The organism is Klebsiella sp. LTGPAF-6F (assembly GCF_001753185.1).
In the GTDB taxonomy this organism is placed as follows: Bacteria; Pseudomonadota; Gammaproteobacteria; order Enterobacterales; family Enterobacteriaceae; genus Klebsiella; species Klebsiella michiganensis.
The window spans coordinates 107,315-128,354 of the sequence record NZ_CP017450.1; the positions used below are offsets into that span (position 1 = coordinate 107,315).

Here is a 21,040-nt window from a genome sequence, read left to right on the forward strand (position 1 = left end):
CGCTAGTTCGCCATTCCCAGACCAACGATATTGGCGGCGATAATAATTACCACGCAGCCGAGGCTGAGGACGCCCACCGGACGACGACCGGCGTTGTTCCACTCTTTCAGTATCAGACCCACCAGGCCGCCGCACAGCACGTAGAAGCTCATATGCAGCATCCAGCTCATATAGTCGTACTGCGCCGGAATGCTGGCGTGGCCCCAGGCGTAGAAAAAGAACTGCAGATACCACATCAGGCCGCCTAACGCCGAAAGCAGGATATTGCTGATGATGAGCGGTTTTGCCAGCGAGAAGTCGGCTTTTATCGACAGGTTTTTTACTTTTGCCAGACGGATAAAGCAGAAGCCGAGGTTGACCAGCGCGCCGCCGCCCATGATCACCACATAGCTTGGCAGCGCGGTGTAGAGCGGATCAACGCCGAGCGCGGCGGCGGCTTCATGCATCGGCTTGGCGGCGTTCATGGCGAACGACATACCGGCCGAGAAGATGCCGCACATCACCGCCAGCAGCAGCCCCTTTTTCAGGTTGAAGTCTTCGGCTTTGATGCCCATTTTGCGCTCTTTCAGCTGGCCTGCGCGGGTGACGATACCCACGCCAATCACCGCGACCAGCACGCCGAGCAGCGTCATCTGGCCGCCTTTAGTGTTAATGAGAACATCAAACTGACCGTTAAGAATCGGCGTCATTAACGTGCCGACAATCAGCGTGATACCAATGGCGATGCCGATCCCCATCGACATCCCCAGGTAACGCATCGTCAGGCCGTAGTTGATATTACCGATACCCCACATGGCGCCGAACAGGAAAACGGGCAGCAGAGTGGAGGCGTTAAAAGAACCGTAATAGGCCCAGAAATCGGGCAGCAGCATGGCGCTGATGGCCCAGGGGAGGATCAGCCAGGAGACAATACCGCCGATAGACCACATGGTTTCCCAGGACCAATGTTTAACTTTCTTGAACGGGGCATAGAAACAGGCTGCACTGGCCGCACCTATCAAATGCCAAAAAATACCCATCGTAATCGCGTGATTCATTGATTTTATCCTCATCTATTTTTTATCGGATAAATCTTCTTCCGACCCGATGAGTGTAAAAATCGGTCAGTTTTTCCGCCTTTAAGCTGTTGCCACCCGAAGCCTGAACCTGGCAACCAAAAACTTAATTAGTTGTTCTGTATCACAAAACGACATCTATTACCCGTTGTTATAACCTTATTAAAAATACGGCATTGATAAGCGTTTTCAATATCATTTAATTAACTATAATGAACCAACTGCTTACGCGGCATTAACACTTTCCGCCGCTCGACAATAATGGAGATGATTATGAGTTATACACTGCCTGCCCTGCCGTACGCTTATGACGCCCTGGAACCGCATTTTGACAAGCAGACGATGGAAATCCATCACACTAAACACCACCAGACCTACGTAAATAACGCTAACGCAGCGCTGGAAAGCCTGCCTGAATTCGCGAGCCTGTCCGCAGAAGAGCTGATTACCAAACTGGATCAGCTGCCGGCAGACAAAAAAACCGTGCTGCGTAACAACGCAGGCGGCCACGCTAACCACAGCCTGTTCTGGAAAGGCCTGAAAACCGGTACCACCCTGCAGGGCGACCTGAAAGCGGCTATCGAGCGTGATTTCGGTTCCGTTGACAACTTCAAAGCGGAATTTGAAAAAGCGGCGGCGACCCGTTTCGGCTCCGGCTGGGCGTGGCTGGTGCTGAAAGGCGACAAGCTGGCGGTGGTTTCTACCGCTAACCAGGACTCCCCGCTGATGGGCGAAGCGATCTCCGGCGCTTCCGGCTTCCCGATTATCGGCCTGGACGTGTGGGAACACGCTTACTACCTGAAATTCCAGAACCGCCGCCCGGACTACATCAAAGCGTTCTGGGACGTGGTGAACTGGGACGAAGCCGCAGCGCGTTTTGCCGCCAAAAAATAAGGTTGCATTGTGCTGAGCGAGAAGCGAGTCTGATGACTCGCTTTTTTTATATCCGCAGCAAAGGAGCAGCGATGCACTATCCGGTGAATGTCTTTGTGGGCAAGGTAAGGGATTATGACGGCAGCCGTCCAAGCGCCATCGGTAAAATTCAGGTCGATGGTGAACTGACCCTCGGCGATTTGGGGCTGGAGGGCGATGAGCAGGCGGAGAAGAAAATTCACGGCGGGCCGGACCGCGCGCTGTGCCACTATCCCCGTGAACACTACGCCCACTGGGCCCGTGAGCTTCCGCAGCAGGCGGATCTTTTCTGCGCCCCGGCGTTTGGCGAAAATCTCTCGACCGAAGGGCTGACCGAAAAAAACGTCTACATTGGCGATATCTTCCGCTGGGGAGAAGCGCTGATTCAGGTCACCCAGCCGCGATCGCCGTGCTTCAAGCTCAACTATCACTTTGCCGTCAGCGATATGGCGCAGCTTATGCAAAACAGCGGCAAAACCGGCTGGCTGTATCGGGTGGTGGCGGGCGGGCAGGTGTCCAGCGATGCGCCGCTGGCGCTGGTTTCCCGGCTCAGCGACGTGAGCGTTCACGAAGCGGGCGCCATCGCCTGGCAGATGCCGTTTGATGATGAGCAGTACCACCGTCTGCTCTCCGCGGCGGGGCTGTCGGTAAGCTGGAGCCGTACCATGCAGAAACGGCGCCTGAGCGGGAAGATCGAAAATAATTCGCGGAGATTGTGGGGGAAATAGCGCTTCCGTGCGCGTTCCCGGATGGCGGCGCGTTGCGCCTTACCCGGGCTACCCGTTTTGAACCCGGCCCGGTGAAGCCAGGCCGGGAAGATCAGGTGCGCTTGTACAGCGGCAGCCAGAGGGTTAAGCGCAGGCCGCCCAGCGGGCTGTCGTCGGCCTTCACCCAACCGCGATGCTGTTGAATCGCCGCCTCGACAATCGCCAGCCCCAGGCCGGTACCGCCAGACTCGCGGTCGCGCGCCTCATCGGTACGGTAGAACGGACGGAAAATCTGCTCGCGATCCTCCGGACTCACGCCCGGGCCGTCATCATCGACGTTCACCGTGATGCCGTCTTTATCCACTGAGAAGCTTACCGAAATTTTAGTATGCGAGTAGCGCAGCGCGTTACGCACGATATTCTCCAGCGCGCTTTCCAGCGCATTGGGGTTACCGTACAGCGGCCACGGCCCCGGCGGATACTCGACGGTGAACGATTTCCCCATCTGTTCGGCTTCAAAGGCGGCGTTATCCAGCACCTCGCCCCACAGCTGGTTGGCTTTCACCGTTTCGCTGACCAGCGCGGTTTTCGCCTGATTGCGCGACATCACCAGCAGGTCGTTGATCATGCTATCCAGCCGGTGCGCTTCCATCTCAATACGCTCCAGCTCTTTGCTTTCCCCGCTGCGGCGGCGCAGCAATGCGGTGCCTAACTGCAGGCGGGTCAGCGGCGTGCGTAGTTCGTGCGAGATATCGGACAGCAGACGATGCTGGCTGGACATCATGCGCTCCAGCGCGGTCACCATCTGGTTAAAACTGGTCCCGGCGGCTAAAAACTCCTGCGGACCGGCTTCCAGTTCCGGATGCTGACGCAGGTTGCCCTGGGCGACTTCATCGGCGGCATTTTTGAGCTTACGCGCGGGTTTCGCCAGGCTCCACGCCAGCCATAGCAGCAGCGGGGCGCTGACTAACATCGTGACGATCAGCAGCAGTAGCGGCCGGTCGAACAGCAGATTGATGAAGTCTGATTGTGACGTATTGGCAGGACGAATCAGATAGAGCTGGTAGTTATCTTCTCCATCCCTGACGGAAAAAGGCCCGACCATTTCCAGACGACCATAGCGCTTTTTCTGCGGATGGTCGGCGTTATCCGCCTGGCCGATAAAGTTGCGGATAATCTGCATTTCGTTGCGTTCGGCACCGATAACGCGACCTTCGCTGGTGACCAGCAGCAAACGCTGGCCCGGCGGAGCCCACTTATCGATGGCGCGAAACAGACGACGCCACCACATCAGGTCGTTTGGCAGATCGTTCGCCAGTTCGGCCTCGACGTGCTGTTCAATCATGATGCCCTGACGTTGCTCGCTCTCCAGCAGCTCGGTCATCTGGCGCGAGTCCAGCTTAGGCAGCATCAGAACCAGCATCAACACCAGCGCCAGCGTGAGCCAGAAAATAGCGAAGATGCGTGCGGTTAAACTTCCAATCATGAAGCCGATACCATCAGATAGCCGCGTCCGCGCAGGGTTTTAAACCACGGATGGCCGTCTTTGCGCTCCGGCAGCTTGCGCCGCAGGTTGGAGATGTGCATATCGATCGCGCGATCGAATGGCGTCAGGCGTTTACCCAGCACTTCCTGGCTAAGATGCTCACGCGATACCACCTGGCCAAGATGCTGCGCCAGAAGATAGAGCAGGGTGAACTCGGTGCCGGTCAGCTCCAGGGTCAGACCATCGAAGCTGGCTTCCTGGCGGCCGGGGTTAAGGCTTAGCGCATCCACTTCCAGCGTCGGTGAACCGGCTTCGGTTGTCTGCTGCTGCTCGCTCCAGTGCGACCGGCGCAGAATCGCGCGTATACGCGCCACCAGCTCACGATCGTTGAACGGCTTAGGCAAATAATCGTCCGCGCCCAGCTCGAGGCCGAGAACGCGATCCAGCTCGCTCCCGCGGGCCGTTAGCATGATAACCGGGGTCTGGTGTGTCTGACGCAACTCTTTGAGCGTGTCGATACCGTTTTTCTTCGGCATCATCACATCAAGCAAAAGTAAATCGATGCTGTCGTCCAGAAGGGCCAGCGCCTGTTCCCCATCATGGGCGACGAGCACATTAAAACCTTCCATATCGAGCAGCTCTTTTAACAGGGAGGTGAGCTCCCGGTCATCATCTACTAACAGGATTTTATTCATTGTTTAAATACCTCCGAGGCAGAAATTACGTCATCAAGGCTCGCTAATCCATGACTTTACGTTGTTTTACACCCCCTGACGCATGTTTGCAGCCTGCATCGTAAACTCTCTATCGTTGAATCGCGACACAAACGTTTTGGGAGTATGTGATGCGCAATGTTATCGCTGCCGTCATGGCCTCAACGCTGGCGCTAAGTGCATATAGCCAAGCCGCTGAAGTCGTCACCAGCGTTAACTGGCTTCCCGGAGACGAAGGGGTCCAGCGCAGCAGCCAGAGCCATATGTTTGACGGCATAAGTTTAACTGAACACCAACGGCAACAGTTACGAGATCTTATGCAGCGGGCACGCCACGACAGGCCACCCGTTAATGTTAGCGAAATGGAGACAATGCATCGCCTTGTCACCGCAGAAAATTTTGATGAAAACGCTGTACGCGCTCAGGCAGATAAGATGGCGCAGGAACAGGTTGCCCGCCAGGTTGAAATGGCAAAAGTTCGCAACCAGATGTATCACCTGCTAACGCCAGAGCAGCAAGCGGTTTTAAACGCTAAGCACCAGCAACGAATGGATCAGTTGCGTGAGGTTGCACGGATGCAAAAAGGCTCAGCGATGATGCTTTCGAGTAGTAGCAATACCCTGCAACCCCAGTAACAACCCTGTTTTCCTTGCCATAGACACCATCCCTGTCTTCCCCCACATGATGTGGGGGTTTTTTTTGCCCGTTATTCAGCGCCCTCCTGGCTCCCCGTCCCGGTAAAAGATCGGGTTATACTAAGCGCATCGCGAAGTAAGGAGCGTTTATGAATCAATCTTATGGGCAGCTGGTGAGCCGCGCGGCGATTGCGGCGACGGTGATGGCCTCTGCGTTACTTTTGATCAAGATTTTTGCATGGTGGTATACCGGGTCTGTGAGTATTCTGGCGGCGCTGGTTGATTCACTGGTGGATATCGCCGCCTCGTTGACCAACCTGCTGGTGGTGCGTTATTCGCTGCAGCCTGCCGATGAAGAACATACCTTTGGCCATGGTAAAGCGGAATCGTTGGCCGCGCTGGCGCAAAGTATGTTTGTCTCCGGCTCGGCGCTGTTTCTGTTCTTGACCGGTATTGATCATCTCGTTCGTCCTGAGCCGATGAATGCGGCGGGCGTAGGGATGGTGGTGACGCTGATTGCGCTGGTCAGCACGCTGCTGCTGGTCACGTTCCAGCGCTGGGTCGTAAGAAAAACACAAAGTCAGGCGGTACGGGCGGATATGCTTCATTATCAGTCTGATGTTATGATGAACGGCGCAATTCTGGTGGCGCTGGCCCTCTCCTGGTACGGCTGGCACCGTGCTGATGCGCTGTTTGCATTAGGTATAGGCGTCTATATTTTATATAGCGCGCTGCGCATGGCTTATGACGCCGTTCAGTCGTTGTTAGACCGTGCGCTTCCTGATGAGGAACGCCAGGAAATTATCAATATCGTGACCGCGTGGCCAGGCGTCAGCGGGGCGCACGATCTACGAACGCGGCAGTCAGGGCCGACTCGCTTTATTCAGATTCATTTGGAAATGGAAGATAACCTCCCGCTTGTTCAGGCACACGTGATTGCCGACCAGGTGGAGCAGGCGCTGTTGCTCCGTTTTCCCGGGTCCGATGTCATTATCCACCAGGACCCCTGCTCTGTGGTGCCGTTAGGGCGGCAGGGTGTTTTATGATCTTTAGGTTATAGTCTGTAAACTCGATGTAAAAGTGTGGGGCGGATCGGCATTTTTTGTATAAATTACCGCCATTTGGTCTGACCTGAATCAATTCAGCCAGAAGCGTTTGATATACTATTGCAATTATCGTTGTGCACTCCTCGTGAGGGGCGCTTCAGGCAACAGGATTATTTTTTGCTTCCTAAGTTCAGAGGTAGTCATGATTAAGAAAATCGGTGTGTTGACAAGTGGCGGTGATGCCCCGGGCATGAACGCAGCAATTCGTGGCGTTGTGCGTGCGGCATTAACGGAAGGTCTGGAAGTTTTTGGAATCTATGACGGTTACCTCGGCCTGTATGAAGATCGTATGGTTCAGCTCGACCGCTACAGCGTTTCCGACATGATCAACCGCGGCGGCACCTTCCTGGGGTCGGCGCGTTTTCCAGAATTCCGCGAAGAACATATTCGCGCCGTCGCGATTGAAAATATGAGAAAGCGCGGCCTGGATGCGCTGGTGGTTATCGGTGGTGACGGTTCCTATATGGGCGCCGTGCGTCTGACTGAGATGGGCTTCCCCTGCATCGGTCTGCCGGGCACCATCGACAACGATATTAAAGGCACCGACTATACCATCGGCTTCTTTACCGCATTGAGCACCGTGGTAGAGGCCATTGACCGCCTGCGTGACACCTCTTCCTCCCACCAGCGTATTTCCGTTGTTGAAGTGATGGGCCGCTACTGCGGCGATCTGACCCTGGCGGCAGCTATCTCCGGCGGCTGTGAGTTCATCATGGTGCCTGAGGTTGAATACACGCGCGACGACCTGGTTTCAGAAATTAAGGCGGGTATCGCGAAAGGCAAAAAACACGCGATTGTGGCGATTACCGAGCATATGTGCGACGTCGACGAGCTGGCTCACTACATCGAGAAAGAGACCGGCCGTGAAACGCGTGCCACCGTACTGGGCCACATTCAGCGCGGCGGCTCTCCGGTTCCTTATGACCGTATTCTGGCATCCCGCATGGGCGCGTACGCGATTGACCTGCTGCTGCAGGGCTTCGGCGGCCGCTGCGTCGGTATTCAGAACGAGAAGCTGGTTCACCACGACATTATCGACGCTATCGAAAACATGAAGCGTCCGTTCAAAAGCGACTGGCTGGATTGCGCTAAGAAACTGTACTAAGCCTCCGGCGGAAATAAAAAGGCCTTCTCAGAGAGAAGGCCTTTTTTATGGGCGGGACGCTACTCGATATCCAGGGCATCCTCGGAGAGGATAATCCCGGTATTATCGGCGTAGAGATGGTCGCCGGAAAAGAAGGTGACGCCGCCGAAGTTGACGCGCACGTCGCTTTCGCCGATACCTTCACCTGCGGCCCCTACGGGGATGGCCGCCAGCGCCTGGATGCCGATATCCAGCTCTTCCAGATCGTCAACCTGACGCACAGCGCCATAGACGACCAGCCCTTCCCACTCGTTTTGTACGGCCAGACGCGCCAGGTCAGCGTCAATCAATGCGCGTCGAACGGAACCACCGCCGTCAACCAACAGGACATGGCCACGGCCGTTCTGTTCGAGCATATCGTAGAGCAACCCGTTATCCTCGAAACATTTTACCGTGATGATTTGTCCACCAAACGACGAGCGCCCCCCAAAGTTGGAGAACAGAGGTTCCACGACGTTGACATCCTCCTGGTAGATGTCACAAAGCTCGGAAGTATCGTATTTCATAGGCTTAACGTTCAGTTGCTGCGAGAATTTTCAGTATATCGCGTGAATCGTACTGTTGGCAAAATCATCAATTGTTAATTGATATTTGTCAGTTAACCCACAAGCCGGCTGCAAATAATTCCGATAACAAACAGCAGGTTGGTCAGCAGCGCCCCTTTAACCGTTCTTTCGAGCATTGGACGCATGGCGACAGGGTCGCGTTCGCGCATCACATAACGCGCCTGTTTGACCAGCAGCGGCGTTGCCAGCAGGAACAGCCAACCCCACGGATTATGCAGCGAGAGAAGGTTAAACAGCGCCAGGCACAGCGGCGCGCCAAACAGCAGGCAGGCGTGGTAGCGGCGAGCGTTAACCGGCCCCAGGCGCACGGCGAGGGTGTTTTTACCGTTTTCACGATCGCTGTTGATATCACGCAGGTTGTTAATATTCAGCACCGCCGTTGCCAGCAGGCCGCAGGCGGTGGCGGGTAAGAAAATAACCGCTTCAACGCTGTGCGCCTGGAGGTACCAGCTCCCGACCACGCTAAGCCAGCCGAAGAACACCAGCACGGAGATATCGCCAAGGCCGATGTAGCCGTAAGGACGAGTGCCGACGGTGTAGGTAATGGCGGCCACGATCGATAGCCCGCCAAGCACCATAAAACCGATAAAATCGGCCATGGTTTGCCAGGCCAGGAACAGCAGCGCCAGGCCAGAAAGGCAAATCAGCGCTACGGTGAGTATCAACGCGCGTTTCATCTGCGCCTGGGTAATTGCCCCTTTCTGCATCCCGCGCAGGGGGCCGATACGGTCAGGTTTATCGCTGCCTTTTACCGCGTCGCCATAATCGTTGGCCAGATTGGAGAGGATTTGTAATAAACCGGCGGTGATGATGGCCAGCAGGGCAACCCAGGGATCGAAGCTGCCCTGATGCCAGGCAAGCGCGGAGCCGACAATAATGGCGGCAAAGGCCAGAGGTAACGTTTTGGGGCGCAGGCTTTCCAGCCAGGCCTGGGTGCGAGTGATAGCGTGTTCGGTCATAAGTCCCGGCCAATAAAAAATGGGGCTCTACCCTTCATACTTCAAGCTGCAGATGCGTTGGCGACGCGCATTCACCCCAGGCACTGCCGGGATAAATGAGGGCCCTCAGCCAACGGCTGCCTTCCCACAACTCGAATTATTTAGGGTATCTATAGCCCCATCTATAGTGATGAAAATATATTGAACCGGATTATAAGATAAAACGGCTCAGGTCTTCATCTGCCACCAGAACATCCAGATGCTTACCGACATATTCCGCATCGATGGTGACGGTTTGGCCATTCATTTCGCTGGCATCGTAGGAGATGTCTTCGATCAGACGCTCCAGTACGGTATGCAGACGACGCGCACCGATGTTCTCGGTGGTCTCGTTGACCTGCCACGCGGCCTGAGCGATACGCTTGATGCCATCTTCCGTGAACTCGATATTGACGCCTTCGGTGGCCATCAGCGCTTTATACTGCACGGTGATGGACGCGTTCGGCTCGGTCAGGATGCGCTCGAAGTCGTGGGTGGTGAGCGCTTTCAGCTCAACGCGAATCGGCAGACGACCCTGCAGCTCCGGGATTAAGTCAGACGGGCTGGCTACCTGGAACGCGCCGGAAGCGATAAACAGAATATGATCGGTTTTCACCATGCCGTGCTTGGTGGAGACGGTGCAGCCTTCAACCAGCGGCAGCAGATCGCGCTGTACGCCTTCGCGGGATACGTCCGGGCCGGAGGAGTTGCCGCCGCGCTTACAGATTTTATCGATTTCGTCGATAAACACGATACCGTGCTGCTCAACGGCGTCGATGGCATCCTGCTTCAGCTCTTCCGGGTTGACCAGCTTCGCCGCTTCTTCTTCAATCAGCAGCTTCATCGCGTCTTTAATTTTCAGCTTACGCGGTTTTTGCTTCTGGCCGCCCAGGTTCTGGAACATGGACTGCAGCTGGCTGGTCATCTCTTCCATGCCCGGAGGGGACATGATTTCAACGCCCATCGGCGCAGCAGCGAGATCGATCTCAATCTCTTTATCATCGAGCTGACCTTCGCGCAGTTTTTTACGGAAAGACTGACGCGCGGCGGACGGTTCCTGAGGCTGTTCAGCCTGGCCCCAGTTGTTTTTCGCCGGCGGGATCAGCACGTCAAGGATGCGCTCTTCCGCCAGTTCTTCCGCACGATAGCGGTTTTTGTCGATGGACTGCATGCGCACCATTTTGATCGCCGCATCGGTCAGATCGCGGATGATGGAGTCCACTTCTTTACCAACATAGCCCACTTCGGTGAATTTCGTCGCTTCAACTTTGATGAACGGCGCGTTGGCAAGCTTTGCCAGACGACGGGCGATTTCCGTTTTACCGACGCCGGTCGGGCCGATCATCAGAATGTTTTTGGGCGTGACTTCGTGACGCAGCTCTTCGTTGAGCTGCATACGACGCCAGCGGTTACGCAGAGCGATGGCGACGGAGCGCTTGGCTGCGTCCTGGCCGATAATGTGTTTGTCCAGTTCGCTGACAATTTCGCGTGGGGTCATTTCAGACATGGGAGATCCTTACGCTTTAGACGGTAATTCTTCGATGGTATGGAAGTGGTTGGTATAAATGCAGATATCACCTGCAATATTCAACGCTTTCTCTGCGATATCGCGTGCGCCCATATCGGTATTTTCCAGCAGGGCGCGAGCCGCGGCCTGGGCGTAAGGACCGCCGGAGCCGATAGCAATCAAATCGTTTTCTGGCTGCACCACGTCACCGTTACCGGTGATGATAAGCGATGCGTTTTCGTCAGCCACGGCCAGCAGCGCTTCCAGCTTGCGCAGCATGCGGTCGGTACGCCAGTCTTTCGCCAGCTCAACGGCGGCCTTTACCAGGTGGCCCTGATGCATTTCCAGCTTACGTTCAAACAGTTCGAACAGCGTGAAGGCGTCAGCGGTGCCGCCCGCAAAGCCGGCGATCACTTTGTCGTTGTACAGGCGGCGCACTTTTTTGACGTTGCCTTTCATTACGGTGTTGCCCAGCGTGGCCTGGCCATCACCGGCAATAACGACATGGCCGTTACGGCGAACACTTACAATTGTAGTCACGAGCAGACCCCTTGGTTGCAAAAGCGGAATAGGGGCCCCGCGGTTACGCGGGGCAGAATGCAATTATAGATGGGGGGGATTTTGAGGGTTTCAACCCCTGGCGGCGAGACGAATGCAGTTTGCGTGTCCGGCCATTTTCAGCCGTTCAATCATATTGCTGGCGTTTTCTTTGCCTTTCAGCGGCCCAATTACCACGCGGTTCCAGCCGTTATTGGTGGTGATATGCGAGGCGAAGCCTTCAAACGCCAGCTGCGCGCGCACGGTTTCCGCCTGCTCAGCGCCTTTGAAGGAGCCGCACTGGATCATCCAGCTGCGATCGTCTTTTTTCTCCGCGGCGGCGGTTTTTGGCGCCTCTTCAACGCGGGTTACCGGCGCGGCGGCCTGGGTTTTAGGCTGCGCGGTACTGGTATGCGCCGGAGTTTGCAGCAGATCCTGATACGGCTGCTGGTTCGACGCCGTTTGCTTCGGCGGCTGCTGCACCGGTTTCGGCTGCTCGACGGCCCGCGGCTGGGTTCGCGGTTGCTGTACCTGCGTCTGTGTCTGCTGCTGCACCTGCGCGAGCTGCTGCTGCTGAACTAAACGCTGACGCTGCAGGGTCTGCTGGCGCTGCGCCGGGGTTTGTTCATTCCACGGCACTTCGGTCAGCTGCGTAGGCTGCTGACGCATATCGGCCTGCATTTGCGCCAACAGCTGGCGCTGCTCGTCCGTCAGCTGCTCCGGCTTCATAACTTCGCCGCCTGCCGTGGGTTCCGTAGGCGCACGAACGCCGGGCTGACGGCTCTCCAGCTCTTTAATATAGCGCCAGCGCTCTTCCGGCTTCGGCGGGAGGCCGTTGCCAGCGGCCTGGCGATTTTGCAGCGCTTCAGCCTCTTCTTTCTTGTGGTGCGTGATGAAGTACAGTCCACCGATAAAGGCCACCAGCACTGCCGCAGCGATCGCCACCATAGTCGGTGAAACCGCCGAAAGGCCGCCTTGCTTGTTCCTTGAGCTTCGGGTATTGCTCTTTTTGCGCCGCGAAGAAGCCGGTTGGCTGCGGCGTACATAATCTCGTTGTGCCACTATCGTTTCGCTGTCTTATTCGTTTTTCAGCCCGCCATGTTACTTAAGCGGCGGGCCTTTGACCAGAAGGGCAGGCCCGAAAGCCTGAAGGTTATGTTCGGATTTTTCGCGTACTGCCGCGAACGATAAGCTCGCAGTCGAGTAATCGTGAACCGCTGCTGACGCTGTGACCGTGCAGTTGATCCAATAAAAGCAGCATCGCTTCGCGGCCAATATCAAAACGTGGTTGCGCGACGGTCGTCAATGGCGGATCGCAAAATTCAGACAAAGAGATGTTATCGAAACCAATAATAGACAGATCTTCAGGAACTTTCAGGCCGCGACGTTTCGCCAGCGATAATGCCCCCAGCGCCATAATATCGCTATGGCAGAAAACAGCCGTCGGCGGTACCGGCAGCGCCAGCAGCTGTTCGAGGGCGTTGGCGCCGGCTTCATAGGTAAAATTGCCGCGGGCGATATAGTGCGGATCGACGGTTATCCCGCTACGACGCAGCGCCTGGACATAGCCCTGCAGGCGATAATGGCACAGCGGCATCTCTTCCGGGCCGGCGATACAGCCGATGCGGCGATGCCCCAGCTCGTGCAGATAGTTAACGGCGTTAAAGGCGGCGGTGAGGTTATCGATATGCACCGTCGGCAGCTCAAGCTCGGGAGCGAATTCATTGGCCATGACCATCGGCGGCAGATTGCGCTGCTCCTCTACGCCCGCATCGAAGGGCAAACGGGAGCCAAGCAGCAGCATACCGTCGATCTGCTTGGTAATGATCAGGTCGATAAAGGTCTTTTCCTGACGGTTCTGGTGGGCGCAATCGCCAATCAGCACCAGGTACTCCTGTTCCGCCGCGGTGACTTCAATACCGCGAATGATCTCGCTGAAAAAGGGGTCGCAGATATCCGGCACAATCACCAGAATGGTGCGTGACTCGTTGCGCTTCATATTGCGCCCGAGCGATTGCGGTAAATAGCCGACTTCCAGCGCGGCCTGCTCGACCCGGTTACGGGTGCTCTGCGAAACCTTATCGGGATTCATTAACGCTCGGGATACGGTTGCCGTGGAAACGTTTGCCTTTTGGGCAACGTCTTTCATAGTGGCGGCAACGACCTGTTTTTTGGGCTTCACCTGATTTCTCCTCGCTGACTGGCGCAGACACATCCCTGGCGTTCTGACATCAGCAACATTTTTAACAGATAGTACATCCAGAGAGTTACAGAATTTTCATGAAAAACGTGACGATGGTTGAATTTTTCGATCCGCCTCGCAAGAGAAGCCTTAACCTTCAATAGGATCGACGTCCAGAACCCATTTCACTTTTCGCGCTTCCGGCAGCGTGTTAATCAACGCCAGCGTTCCGCTGACGATATGCTGTAGCTGAACGCGCGACGGATGCTGGAGGAGAATTTGCCAGCGCCAGCGGCCGCCACGCTTTGGCGCCAGCGCCGGAACCGGCCCGAGCACCCACAGTTTCTTATCGGCCAGCGGGCTGGCCTGCAGCAGGTTGCGCAGCTGTTGTAAAAAAAGCGGCGCCTGCTGGTTGTTATGATCCTCGGCGCGAATCAGCACGTGGCTGGTCCACGGCGGCAGCTGCATGCTTTGCCGTTCCGCCAGCGCCTGCTCGGCAAACGCGTCGTATCCTTTATAAAGCAGCGTTTGCAACAGCGGGTGTTCCGGGTGGTGGGTTTGCAGGATCACCTCGCCCTGTTTGCCCGCCCGGCCTGCGCGGCCTGAAACCTGCGTGTAGAGCTGAGCGAAGCGCTCCGCCGAGCGGAAATCGGCGGAAAACAGCGCGCCGTCAACGTCCAGCAGGGAAACCAGGGTGACAGCCGGGAAGTGGTGCCCCTTCGCCAGCATTTGGGTGCCGATAAGAATGCGCGCGCCGCCGCGATTGACGTCGGCAAGATATTGCTCAAGCGCGCCTTTGCGGCTGGTGGTATCCCGGTCGATACGGGAAATCGGGATATCGGGAAACAGCGGTCCCAGCGCCTGCTCAAGCTGTTCGGTCCCCAAACCTACCGGTACCAGATGCGTTGAGCCGCAGGAGGGGCACTGGCGCGGAATCGGGCGCTGGCTGTCGCAGTGGTGGCAGCGCAGATGATGCTGAGCCTGGTGCAGCGTGTAGTAGCTGTCGCAGCGCGGACACTCCGCTATCCAGCCGCAGTCGTGGCACAGCAGCGCTGGCGCGAAGCCGCGGCGGTTCAAAAACAGAATCACCTGGTTATCGGCCTGCAGATGCTGGCGCATGCGGCCAATGAGCGCCGGAGACAGTCCGGCCTGCAGCTGCTGGCCCTTTAAATCCAGAACGTGCTGCTGAGCCGGGCGCGCATTGCCCGCTCGTTTGGTGAGCTTCAGCTGGCGATACTTGCCCTGGCGGACGTTATGAAGCGTCTCCAGCGCCGGGGTCGCCGAGCCGAGGATAATTGGAATTTGTTCGCTGTGGGCGCGCCAGACCGCCAGATCGCGGGCGTGATAGCGCCAGCCTTCCTGCTGTTTATAAGAGCTGTCGTGCTCTTCATCGATGACGATGACCCCGAGGTCTTTAAAAGGGGTAAATAGCGACGAGCGGGTACCGATAACAATCGCCGCTTCGCCGTTTTTGGCTTTTAGCCACGCGGAGAGGCGTTCGCTGTCGTTCAGTCCGGAGTGCAGCACTTCCACCGGGGCGCTAAAGCGGTGGCGGAAACGGGCGATAGTCTGCGGCGTCAGGCCGATCTCCGGCACCATCACCAGCGCCTGGCGCCCCTGCGCCAGTACGTTTTCAAGGACGCTCAGATACACTTCCGTTTTGCCCGAACCGGTGATCCCGGCCAGCAGCCAGGCGGAAAAGCTGTCCGAGGCGCTGTGAATCGCGCCCACGGCGGTGGCCTGTTCGGTATTGAGCCGCAGGCGCTCGCCGGGTACCGAGAAGCCCGTGCGCCAGTCGGCGATCGCGGGCGCTTCGCTGGCGAGTTCGGCCAGGCCTTTACCCCGCAGCGCCTGCAGGGCGGCGTCGTTAAATTCGAGTTCGGCAACCTGATGGCGCCAGATCTTGCCCTGACGCAGCGCAGCCAGCGCCTGCTGCTGTTTCGGTGAGCGCTTAAGGCTGTTGATATCAACCGCTTGCCCCTGTTCGGTGGCAAACCAGTACCACATTGGCGCCGCGCTGGCGGGCTTCCCCTGGCGCAGCACGATCGGTAGCGCGTGAAACAGCACATCGCCGATGGGATGATGGTAGTAATCCGCCGCCCACAGCAGCAGCCGCCAGACCGAAGCGGAGAAGACCGGCTCGGCGTCGAGGGCTTCGGCCACCGGCTTAAGTTCGTCGAGCGGCAGTTCGCTGCGCTCACTGACCGCCGTTACGATACCTATCCGCTCCTGCTTGCCGAACGGAACGCGCACGCGACAGCCCGCTTTGACCGGCATACCTTCAGGCAGCAAATAGTCAAAAGTGCGGGGCAGCGGAACGGGCAGGGCAACGTGAGCGACGGGCATTTAATCTTCCTGACTTGAAATCTGGCGGGTTAGTATACACATTGTGATAAGGGCTCGCGGATCAGTTTGCATATGCTGGTCAAATTCTGTATGATTCGCCGCCTTTGATGCGCTTTGTGCGACATCAAAATCTATTACCCGGTAGTGTAATCGCTCCGGGAATTATTAACATCGCGTGGTGTCTGGCGTTAGGGCTGGAAGAGCGACGCGGCCTTAACTGAGGTTCTCCCATGAAAAAAGATATTCATCCGAAATACGAAGAAGTTACTGCTTCCTGCTCTTGCGGTAACGTCATGAAAATCCGTTCTACCGTAGGTCACGACCTGAACCTCGACGTGTGCGGTAAATGCCACCCGTTCTACACTGGCAAACAGCGTGATGTTGCTACCGGTGGCCGTGTTGACCGCTTCAACAAGCGCTTCAGCGTACCGGGTACCAGCAAGTAATTTGCTGAAGAAGCCGCCTCAGGGCGGCTTTTTTGTTTCTCTTGCGCTAAACGCGAGAAAAAAGGGCAGAAGATTTCTTCTGCCCTTTTTTATGGTTTTAGTATTCCCACGTATCCGGGTCGATGCCCAGTTCGCGCATAATCTCTTTCGCCGCTTCCGGGATTTCATCGCTGCGCTCTTTACGCAGGTCTTCATCGTTAGGCAACGGTTGACCGGTAAAGGCATGCAGGAACGCTTCGCACAGCAGTTCGCTGTTAGTCGCGTGCCGCAGGTTATTCACCTGACGACGCGTGCGTTCATCGGTGAGGATTTTTAACACCTTCAGAGGAATGGAAACCGTAATTTTTTTTACTTGCTCACTCTTCTTACCGTGCTCAGCGTATGGGCTGATATATTCGCCGCTCCATTCAGCCATGAGTTACCTTTAATCCTCTATTCATTAGTTAAGGGCCTGAACGCGAGTCCTGGCCATAATTGCGCGTAGTTTACCGTAGAGGGGCGCGTCTGGCACCAAACAAGCCGCTACGGATGTGCGCTAATGCATATAATTTTAACGGCTATTTCCAGTTTGCTCAATCTATACGCAAAGAAGTTTAGATGTCCAGATGTATTGACGTCTATTATAACAATGATTACTCTGAAGCCTGACTTTTCACCGACTCAGCCCAGGAACTCCCCAACATGACGCGTAAACAGGCCACCATCGCAGTGCGTAGCGGTTTAAATGACGACGAGCAGTACGGTTGCGTTGTCCCGCCCATTCATCTCTCCAGCACCTATAATTTCACCGGATTTAACGAACCTCGCGCCCACGACTACTCTCGTCGCGGTAACCCGACCCGTGATGTGGTGCAGCGTGCGCTGGCGGAGCTGGAGGGCGGCGCGGGGGCGGTTCTGACCAATACCGGCATGTCGGCCATTTTGCTGGTCACCACCGTATTTCTGAAACCGGGCGATCTGCTGGTGGCGCCGCACGACTGCTACGGCGGCAGCTACCGCCTGTTTGACAGCCTGGCGAAGCGCGGCTGCTATCGCGTGCTGTTTGTCGATCAAAACGACGAGCAGGCGCTGAGCGCCGCGCTGGCGGAAAAACCGAAGCTGGTTCTGGTCGAAAGCCCAAGTAATCCATTGCTGAGAGTTGTGGATATTGCGAAAATCTGCGGTCTGGCGCGTGAGGCCGGAGCGGTCAGCGTGGTTGATAACACCTTCCTGAGCCCGGCTTTGCAGAATCCGCTGGCGCTGGGCGCCGATCTGGTGTTGCATTCGTGCACTAAATATTTGAACGGCCACTCTGACGTCGTGGCCGGGGTGGTGATCGCTAAAGATCCGGCGACCGTCACCGAACTGGCATGGTGGGCGAATAATATCGGCGTTACCGGTGGAGCGTTTGATAGCTATCTGCTGCTGCGCGGCTTACGTACGCTCTCTCCGCGTATGGAAGTGGCGCAGCGTAACGCGCTGGCGATTGTCGACTATCTGAAATCCCAGCCGCTGGTGAAAAAACTGTACCATCCGTCCCTGCCGGAAAACCAGGGGCATGAGATTGCGGCGCGTCAGCAAAAAGGTTTTGGGGCGATGTTAAGCTTCGAACTGGATGGCGATGAGCAGACGCTGCGTCGTTTCCTGAGCGGGTTATCGCTGTTTACGCTGGCGGAATCGCTGGGCGGCGTGGAAAGTCTGATTTCCCACGCAGCGACGATGACCCATGCGGGCATGGCGCCTGAGGCGCGTGCGGCCGCCGGGATCTCAGAAACGCTTCTGCGTATTTCGACCGGTATTGAAGATGGTGAAGATTTAATTGCCGACCTGGAAAATGGCTTCCGGGCAGCAAACGAGGAATAAACATGAGTGTGATTGCGCAGGCAGGGGCGAAGGGTCGTCAGCTGCACAAATTTGGTGGGAGTAGTTTAGCGGATGCGAAATGTTACCTGCGCGTCGCGGGTATTATGACGGAGTATTCGCAGGCGGGCGACATGATGGTCGTCTCTGCCGCCGGCAGTACCACCAACCAGTTGATCAGCTGGCTGAAGCTCAGCCAGACCGATCGCCTTTCTGCGCATCAGGTGCAACAATCGCTCCGTCGTTATCAGATGGAGCTCATCTCCGGACTGCTGTCACCAGACGCTGCCGACACGCTGATTGCCATCTTTATTCAGGATCTTGAGCGCCTTGCCGGGCTGCTTGACGGCGGCGTCACCGACGCGGTATACGCCGAAGTCGTCGGTCACGGCGAAGTCTGGTCGGCCCGCCTGATGGCGGCGGTGCTGAACCATCTTGGCGTAGAAGCCGCCTGGCTGGATGCGCGTAGCTTCCTGCGCGCCGAGCGCTCCGCGCAGCCGCAGGTGGATGAAGGCTTATCCTATCCGCTTTTGCAGCAGCTGATAGCGCAGCACCCGAACAAGCGTCTGGTTGTGACCGGCTTTATTTCGCGTAACAACGCCGGGGAAACCGTCCTGCTGGGACGTAACGGTTCCGACTATTCCGCCACCCAAATCGGCGCCCTGGCCGGGGCGTCTCGCGTCACTATCTGGAGCGACGTGGCCGGGGTCTACAGCGCGGATCCGCGTAAAGTGAAAGACGCCTGCCTGCTGCCGCTGCTGCGCCTGGATGAAGCCAGCGAACTGGCCCGCCTGGCGGCGCCGGTGCTGCATGCCCGTACGCTGCAGCCGGTCTCCGGCAGCGATATCGATTTACAATTACGCTGTAGCTACACCCCGGATCAGGGCTCAACGCGCATCGAACGCGTGCTGGCTTCCGGTACCGGGGCGCGTATCGTGACCAGCCATGATGATGTCTGCCTGATTGAGTTCCAGGTACCCGGCGGTCAGGATTTCAAACTGGCGCATAAGGAGCTGGACGCTATTTTAAAACGCGCCCAGCTGCGTCCGCTGGCGGTTGGCGTACACGCCGACCGTAAGCTGCTGCAGTTCTGCTACACCTCTGAAGTGGCCGACGGCGCGCTGAAGCTGCTGGACGAAGCGGGGCTGCCGGGCGAGCTGCGCCTGCGTCAGAAACTGGCGCTGGTGGCGATGGTTGGCGCTGGCGTGACCCGCAATCCGCTGCACTGCCACCGTTTCTGGCAGCAGCTGAAAGGTCAGCCGGTAGAGTTTACCTGGCAATCAGAAGAGGGCATCAGCCTGGTCGCGGTGCTGCGCGCCGGGCCGACGGAAAGCCTTATTCAGGGGCTGCATCAGTCGTTGTTCCGCGCGGAAAAACGCATTGGCCTGGTGCTGTTTGGCAAAGGTAATATCGGGTCCCGCTGGCTGGAGCTGTTCGCTCGCGAGCAGACCACGCTTTCCGCCCGCACCGGGTTTGAATTCATCCTTGCCGGGGTCGTGGATAGTCGCCGTAGCCTGCTTAATTACGAAGGCCTTGACGCCAGTCGCGCGCTGGCTTTCTTTAATGATGAGGCCGTTGAGCAGGATGAAGAGTCGCTGTTCCTGTGGATGCGCGCGCATCCGTACGATGATTTAGTGGTGCTGGACGTAACCGCCAGCGCGCAGCTGGCCGACCAGTACCTCGATTTCGCCAGCCATGGTTTCCACGTTATCAGCGCGAATAAGCTGGCTGGCGCCAGCAGCAGCAGTAAGTATCGCCAGATCCACGACGCGTTCGAGAAGACCGGGCGCCACTGGCTGTACAACGCCACCGTCGGCGCCGGTTTACCGGTCAACCATACGGTGCGCGATTTGATTGATAGCGGCGATACCATTCTGGCGCTGAGCGGTATTTTCTCCGGCACCCTCTCATGGCTGTTCCTGCAGTTTGACGGCACCGTGCCGTTTACAGACCTCGTCGATCAGGCCTGGCAGCAGGGGCTGACGGAACCGGACCCGCGCGTCGATCTCTCCGGGAAAGACGTCATGCGCAAGCTGGTGATCCTGGCCCGTGAGGCGGGTTACAACATCGAGCCGGACCAGGTGCGCGTTGAGTCGCTGGTGCCCGCCCACTGCGAAGAGGGGTCTGTCGATCACTTCTTCGAGAACGGCGAAGCGCTGAACGAGCAGATGCTGCAGCGTCTGGAAGCGGCGCGCGAAATGGGCCTGGTGCTGCGCTACGTCGCGCGCTTTGACGCTAACGGTAAAGCCCGCGTCGGCGTTGAAGCGGTGCGCGAAGAGCATCCGCTGGCGGCGCTGCTGCCGTGTGATAACGTCTTTGCTATCGAGAGCCGCTGGTATCGCGATAACCCGCTGGTGATCCGCGGTCCGGGCGCCGGTCGTGATGTGACCGCCGGGGCGATTCAGTCGGATATCAACCGTCTGGCGCAGCTGCTGTAGCCATAAATCAAAGACCAGGCAACGCCTGGTCTTTTTACCTTAGTGCGCCGCGAAGACTTCTTTGGCGGCAAACAGGCCATTCAGGGCCGCCGGGAATCCGGCATAGACCGCCATCTGCATGATCACTTCCGTAATCTCTTCCTGCGTCAGCCCGACATTTAACCCGGCGGCAATATGCACTTTTAGCTGCGGCGCGGCGTTACCGAGCGCCGTGAGCGCGGCGATAGTGGCAATTTCACGGCTGCGTAAATCGAGTCCTGGCCTGGCGTAAATATCGCCGAAGGGGAACTCAATCAGATAGCGGGCAAAATCGGGGGCGATATCCTTCAGGCTGTTGACGACGGCGTCGCCGCCTTTGCCGTCCACGCGCTGTAGCATTTCTCGTCCGATGGTATAACGTTCGCTGGTCATGGCTTTTCCTCAGTGTGATGATGCGTAATGAGG

20 protein-coding genes are annotated in these 21,040 nt (G+C 57.1%); 8 read left to right on the forward strand and 12 right to left on the reverse strand.

Features of this window, described 5'->3' with window-relative positions; all coding sequences use genetic code 11:
- Positions 1 to 2 precede the first annotated feature (2 nt).
- Complete coding sequence (rhaT, locus tag BJF97_RS00495) at positions 3 to 1,037, reverse strand: L-rhamnose/proton symporter RhaT (protein WP_004107493.1); 1,035 nt, start codon at positions 1,035 to 1,037, stop codon at positions 3 to 5.
- A 291-nt stretch (positions 1,038 to 1,328) separates the two neighbouring features.
- Between rhaT and sodA the strand changes: the two genes are divergently transcribed.
- Both sodA and yiiM read left to right on the forward strand, forming a co-directional pair.
- The gene (sodA, locus tag BJF97_RS00500) at positions 1,329 to 1,949 is read left to right on the forward strand and encodes a superoxide dismutase [Mn] (RefSeq protein WP_004127220.1); all 621 of its coding nucleotides are present in this window, start codon (positions 1,329 to 1,331) and stop codon (positions 1,947 to 1,949) included.
- A gap of 71 nt (positions 1,950 to 2,020) precedes the next feature.
- Positions 2,021 to 2,695 (forward strand): 6-hydroxyaminopurine reductase, encoded by a 675-nt coding sequence (yiiM, locus tag BJF97_RS00505; RefSeq protein WP_014227423.1) that lies wholly within the window; start codon positions 2,021 to 2,023, stop codon positions 2,693 to 2,695.
- A gap of 91 nt (positions 2,696 to 2,786) precedes the next feature.
- On the opposite strand, the gene cpxA is transcribed toward yiiM, so the two are convergent.
- Positions 2,787 to 4,160, reverse strand: coding sequence for an envelope stress sensor histidine kinase CpxA (cpxA, locus tag BJF97_RS00510; RefSeq protein WP_070082754.1), 1,374 nt, complete (start codon positions 4,158 to 4,160; stop codon positions 2,787 to 2,789).
- Positions 4,157 to 4,855: an envelope stress response regulator transcription factor CpxR gene (gene cpxR, locus BJF97_RS00515; protein ID WP_004127228.1), complete on the reverse strand. Its 699-nt coding sequence runs from the start codon at positions 4,853 to 4,855 to the stop codon at positions 4,157 to 4,159. Before cpxR ends, cpxA begins: the two co-directional genes overlap by 4 nt.
- 149 nt (positions 4,856 to 5,004) lie before the next feature.
- On the opposite strand from cpxR, the gene cpxP reads away from it, so the two are divergent.
- The 3 genes from cpxP to pfkA all read left to right on the forward strand — a co-directional run bounded on the left by cpxP (position 5,005) and on the right by pfkA (position 7,719).
- Entirely contained in the window at positions 5,005 to 5,508 is a 504-nt protein-coding gene (cpxP, locus tag BJF97_RS00520; protein ID WP_004855993.1) for a cell-envelope stress modulator CpxP, read from the forward strand.
- A 149-nt stretch (positions 5,509 to 5,657) separates the two neighbouring features.
- Positions 5,658 to 6,554 (forward strand): CDF family cation-efflux transporter FieF, encoded by an 897-nt coding sequence (gene fieF / locus BJF97_RS00525; protein WP_014227425.1) that lies wholly within the window; start codon positions 5,658 to 5,660, stop codon positions 6,552 to 6,554.
- A gap of 202 nt (positions 6,555 to 6,756) precedes the next feature.
- Positions 6,757 to 7,719: a 6-phosphofructokinase gene (pfkA, locus tag BJF97_RS00530; protein WP_004127238.1), complete on the forward strand. Its 963-nt coding sequence runs from the start codon at positions 6,757 to 6,759 to the stop codon at positions 7,717 to 7,719.
- Between the two features lie 59 nt (positions 7,720 to 7,778).
- Here pfkA and rraA read toward each other — a convergent pair whose 3' ends face one another.
- The 7 genes from rraA to priA all read right to left on the reverse strand — a co-directional run bounded on the left by rraA (position 7,779) and on the right by priA (position 15,873).
- The gene (rraA, locus tag BJF97_RS00535) at positions 7,779 to 8,264 is read right to left on the reverse strand and encodes a ribonuclease E activity regulator RraA (protein WP_004127241.1); all 486 of its coding nucleotides are present in this window, start codon (positions 8,262 to 8,264) and stop codon (positions 7,779 to 7,781) included.
- A 92-nt stretch (positions 8,265 to 8,356) separates the two neighbouring features.
- Positions 8,357 to 9,283, reverse strand: a complete 927-nt coding sequence (gene menA / locus BJF97_RS00540) for a 1,4-dihydroxy-2-naphthoate polyprenyltransferase (protein WP_032693284.1) — start codon at positions 9,281 to 9,283, stop codon at positions 8,357 to 8,359.
- Positions 9,284 to 9,473: 190 nt separating this feature from the next.
- Positions 9,474 to 10,808 (reverse strand): HslU--HslV peptidase ATPase subunit, encoded by a 1,335-nt coding sequence (hslU, locus tag BJF97_RS00545; RefSeq protein ID WP_004127247.1) that lies wholly within the window; start codon positions 10,806 to 10,808, stop codon positions 9,474 to 9,476.
- A gap of 9 nt (positions 10,809 to 10,817) precedes the next feature.
- On the reverse strand, positions 10,818 to 11,348 hold the full coding sequence (gene hslV / locus BJF97_RS00550; protein WP_004107530.1) for an ATP-dependent protease subunit HslV: 531 nt from the start codon (positions 11,346 to 11,348) through the stop codon (positions 10,818 to 10,820).
- Between the two features lie 90 nt (positions 11,349 to 11,438).
- Positions 11,439 to 12,407: a cell division protein FtsN gene (gene ftsN / locus BJF97_RS00555; RefSeq protein WP_071846047.1), complete on the reverse strand. Its 969-nt coding sequence runs from the start codon at positions 12,405 to 12,407 to the stop codon at positions 11,439 to 11,441.
- Between the two features lie 91 nt (positions 12,408 to 12,498).
- A complete protein-coding gene (gene cytR, locus BJF97_RS00560; RefSeq protein WP_004856005.1) occupies positions 12,499 to 13,527 on the reverse strand; it encodes a DNA-binding transcriptional regulator CytR in 1,029 nt (342 codons plus the stop codon).
- Between the two features lie 150 nt (positions 13,528 to 13,677).
- A complete protein-coding gene (gene priA, locus BJF97_RS00565) occupies positions 13,678 to 15,873 on the reverse strand; it encodes a primosomal protein N' (RefSeq protein ID WP_032693283.1) in 2,196 nt (731 codons plus the stop codon).
- A 230-nt stretch (positions 15,874 to 16,103) separates the two neighbouring features.
- Here priA and rpmE point away from each other — a divergent pair, with 230 nt between their 5' ends.
- On the forward strand, positions 16,104 to 16,319 hold the full coding sequence (gene rpmE / locus BJF97_RS00570; RefSeq protein WP_004107543.1) for a 50S ribosomal protein L31: 216 nt from the start codon (positions 16,104 to 16,106) through the stop codon (positions 16,317 to 16,319).
- Between the two features lie 97 nt (positions 16,320 to 16,416).
- Here rpmE and metJ read toward each other — a convergent pair whose 3' ends face one another.
- Positions 16,417 to 16,734, reverse strand: coding sequence for a met regulon transcriptional regulator MetJ (gene metJ / locus BJF97_RS00575; RefSeq protein ID WP_004107547.1), 318 nt, complete (start codon positions 16,732 to 16,734; stop codon positions 16,417 to 16,419).
- A gap of 266 nt (positions 16,735 to 17,000) precedes the next feature.
- Between metJ and metB the strand changes: the two genes are divergently transcribed.
- A complete protein-coding gene (metB, locus tag BJF97_RS00580) occupies positions 17,001 to 18,161 on the forward strand; it encodes a cystathionine gamma-synthase (protein WP_014227429.1) in 1,161 nt (386 codons plus the stop codon).
- 2 nt (positions 18,162 to 18,163) lie between these two features.
- Positions 18,164 to 20,596, forward strand: coding sequence for a bifunctional aspartate kinase/homoserine dehydrogenase II (locus tag BJF97_RS00585; protein ID WP_032693282.1), 2,433 nt, complete (start codon positions 18,164 to 18,166; stop codon positions 20,594 to 20,596).
- A 39-nt stretch (positions 20,597 to 20,635) separates the two neighbouring features.
- Here BJF97_RS00585 and BJF97_RS00590 read toward each other — a convergent pair whose 3' ends face one another.
- The gene (locus BJF97_RS00590) at positions 20,636 to 21,007 is read right to left on the reverse strand and encodes a carboxymuconolactone decarboxylase family protein (RefSeq protein ID WP_004856015.1); all 372 of its coding nucleotides are present in this window, start codon (positions 21,005 to 21,007) and stop codon (positions 20,636 to 20,638) included.
- Between the last annotated feature and the right edge of the window lie 33 nt (positions 21,008 to 21,040).

What these genes read in the sequence shown, in the direction of transcription:
- cpxR (WP_004127228.1), bottom strand. Translation starts at nt 4,855, where the DNA reads ATGAATAAAATCCTGTTAGTAGATGATGACCGGGAGCTCACCTCCCTG.
- rhaT (WP_004107493.1), bottom strand. Translation starts at nt 1,037, where the DNA reads ATGAATCACGCGATTACGATGGGTATTTTTTGGCATTTGATAGGTGCG.
- hslU (WP_004127247.1), bottom strand. Translation starts at nt 10,808, where the DNA reads ATGTCTGAAATGACCCCACGCGAAATTGTCAGCGAACTGGACAAACAC.
- cpxA (WP_070082754.1), bottom strand. Translation starts at nt 4,160, where the DNA reads ATGATTGGAAGTTTAACCGCACGCATCTTCGCTATTTTCTGGCTCACG.
- pfkA (WP_004127238.1), top strand. Translation starts at nt 6,757, where the DNA reads ATGATTAAGAAAATCGGTGTGTTGACAAGTGGCGGTGATGCCCCGGGC.
- rraA (WP_004127241.1), bottom strand. Translation starts at nt 8,264, where the DNA reads ATGAAATACGATACTTCCGAGCTTTGTGACATCTACCAGGAGGATGTC.
- BJF97_RS00590 (WP_004856015.1), bottom strand. Translation starts at nt 21,007, where the DNA reads ATGACCAGCGAACGTTATACCATCGGACGAGAAATGCTACAGCGCGTG.
- metB (WP_014227429.1), top strand. Translation starts at nt 17,001, where the DNA reads ATGACGCGTAAACAGGCCACCATCGCAGTGCGTAGCGGTTTAAATGAC.
- metJ (WP_004107547.1), bottom strand. Translation starts at nt 16,734, where the DNA reads ATGGCTGAATGGAGCGGCGAATATATCAGCCCATACGCTGAGCACGGT.
- yiiM (WP_014227423.1), top strand. Translation starts at nt 2,021, where the DNA reads ATGCACTATCCGGTGAATGTCTTTGTGGGCAAGGTAAGGGATTATGAC.
- menA (WP_032693284.1), bottom strand. Translation starts at nt 9,283, where the DNA reads ATGACCGAACACGCTATCACTCGCACCCAGGCCTGGCTGGAAAGCCTG.
- BJF97_RS00585 (WP_032693282.1), top strand. Translation starts at nt 18,164, where the DNA reads ATGAGTGTGATTGCGCAGGCAGGGGCGAAGGGTCGTCAGCTGCACAAA.
- cpxP (WP_004855993.1), top strand. Translation starts at nt 5,005, where the DNA reads ATGCGCAATGTTATCGCTGCCGTCATGGCCTCAACGCTGGCGCTAAGT.
- rpmE (WP_004107543.1), top strand. Translation starts at nt 16,104, where the DNA reads ATGAAAAAAGATATTCATCCGAAATACGAAGAAGTTACTGCTTCCTGC.
- fieF (WP_014227425.1), top strand. Translation starts at nt 5,658, where the DNA reads ATGAATCAATCTTATGGGCAGCTGGTGAGCCGCGCGGCGATTGCGGCG.
- priA (WP_032693283.1), bottom strand. Translation starts at nt 15,873, where the DNA reads ATGCCCGTCGCTCACGTTGCCCTGCCCGTTCCGCTGCCCCGCACTTTT.
- sodA (WP_004127220.1), top strand. Translation starts at nt 1,329, where the DNA reads ATGAGTTATACACTGCCTGCCCTGCCGTACGCTTATGACGCCCTGGAA.